The organism is Mycobacterium sp. TH-M106 (assembly GCF_057473765.1).
Window position 1 is genome coordinate 1 of record NZ_JBYCLE010000522.1, and the last position, 1,399, is coordinate 1,399.

A 1,399-nucleotide genomic window follows, 5' to 3' on the forward strand; every position below is an offset into this window, starting at 1 on the left:
ATGACGGCGCTGAATACGGACCTGACGGCAGCCGCCCCGGTGGTCTCAGCGCAGCTGGGCAGCGCTGGGCTGACGGGTGGGTTGTCAGTACCGCCAAGCTGGGCGGCGGCCACGCCCACCGTCAAGCTGGTTGCCTCCGGATTGCAGGGTACCGGTGCCGGTGCAGCCCCTGCGGTCGCGGCAAAGGCCATCGAAGACCTGACTGGTCAGATGATCCTGGCAAGCGCGGCCGGCGGCGCACTCAGCAAGGCAATGCCGCCCGCGGTCAACGTGACAACTGTGCACCGATCAGAGACGGCCCGCGACAAGGGCAGTTCGAAACCCAGCAAATTCGAACGCGTCCTTGCCGAACTCTCCCAGAAGCCCGAGTCGGTTCAGCACTGGCACACCGACAAGGCTCAACTTGAGAGTCTGCTGGACCAACTGTCGAAGAAACCGGGTACCCATGCGGTACACATCCACACCGGCGACAAGAAAAGGGCCTCTTGTGACAATCCCGTGGGTGGGTTGTGATTTGAGATTTGAGGGGGCGCACGTCGTTGTCGCGTAAGGTTTCCGGCCGCCACGATGTACGGGTATACGGAGGCATCGTTGGCCGCGTCGAAGTTGACGCCGTTCGATTTCCTGTCCCAACTCACCCGTGAAATAGGTTATGCCGAGCAGAGCGTGCTCACCCGATCCTGCCGACGCTGGTTCGGCTGCAGTCCCACCGACTACCGCAAGCGCCTGCATTTCACCCCAGCCGAGACCGACACCAGCCGGTGAGACACCGGCCGCCGCGCCGACCCAACGTGGACGTGCTGCTGCAGGCGTTGTGAACTCTGGTCCAATCAACCGGCGGGCGCCTCGGCTGGTATTAGGCTGGTGGTGTAGATCGTGGTACAGATCACAGCCGTCCGGGAAGCGAGGGTTCGCGGCCATGACAAACCCCGACTGCGTCGACGTCGTCATTATCGGCGCCGGGATCTCCGGTCTTGGCGCGGCCTACCGCATCACCGAACGCAACCCCGACACCAGCTACGTCATCCTGGAGCGGCGTGCGAACATCGGCGGCACCTGGGATTTGTTCCGCTACCCCGGCGTGCGTTCCGACAGCATTATGTACTCGCTGTCCTTCCCGTGGGAGCCGTGGCTCCGCAAGGAGGCGGTGGCCGAGGGCGCCGACATCCGTGACTACCTGACCAGAACCGCGCATAAGTACGGCATCGACCGACACATCCGGTTCAACAGCTACGTGCGCACCGTTGATTGGGATTCGTCGGACGACACCTGGACGGTGACCACCGAACAGGACGGCGCCACCAAGACCTACCGCGCCCGGTTCGTCTTCTTCGGATCCGGCTACTACAACTACGACGAGGGCTACACACCCGAGTTCCCCGGCATCGAGCAGTTCGCC

Annotated in this window: 2 protein-coding genes and 1 pseudogene; all 3 read left to right on the forward strand. The window is 63.4% G+C overall.

Translation table 11 applies throughout. From position 1 onward, the window contains the following. Positions 1-513 (forward strand): PE/PPE C-terminal domain-containing protein (locus AC2VOP_RS18225; RefSeq protein WP_486962269.1); only part of this gene is annotated, 513 nt, incomplete at its 5' end. A 111-nt stretch (positions 514-624) separates the two neighbouring features. Then, positions 625-765, forward strand: a pseudogene (locus tag AC2VOP_RS18230) (hypothetical protein); the annotation flags it as partial. A gap of 154 nt (positions 766-919) precedes the next feature. Then, a partial coding sequence (locus AC2VOP_RS18235) for a flavin-containing monooxygenase (RefSeq protein WP_486962270.1) occupies positions 920-1,399 on the forward strand: 480 nt, incomplete at its 3' end.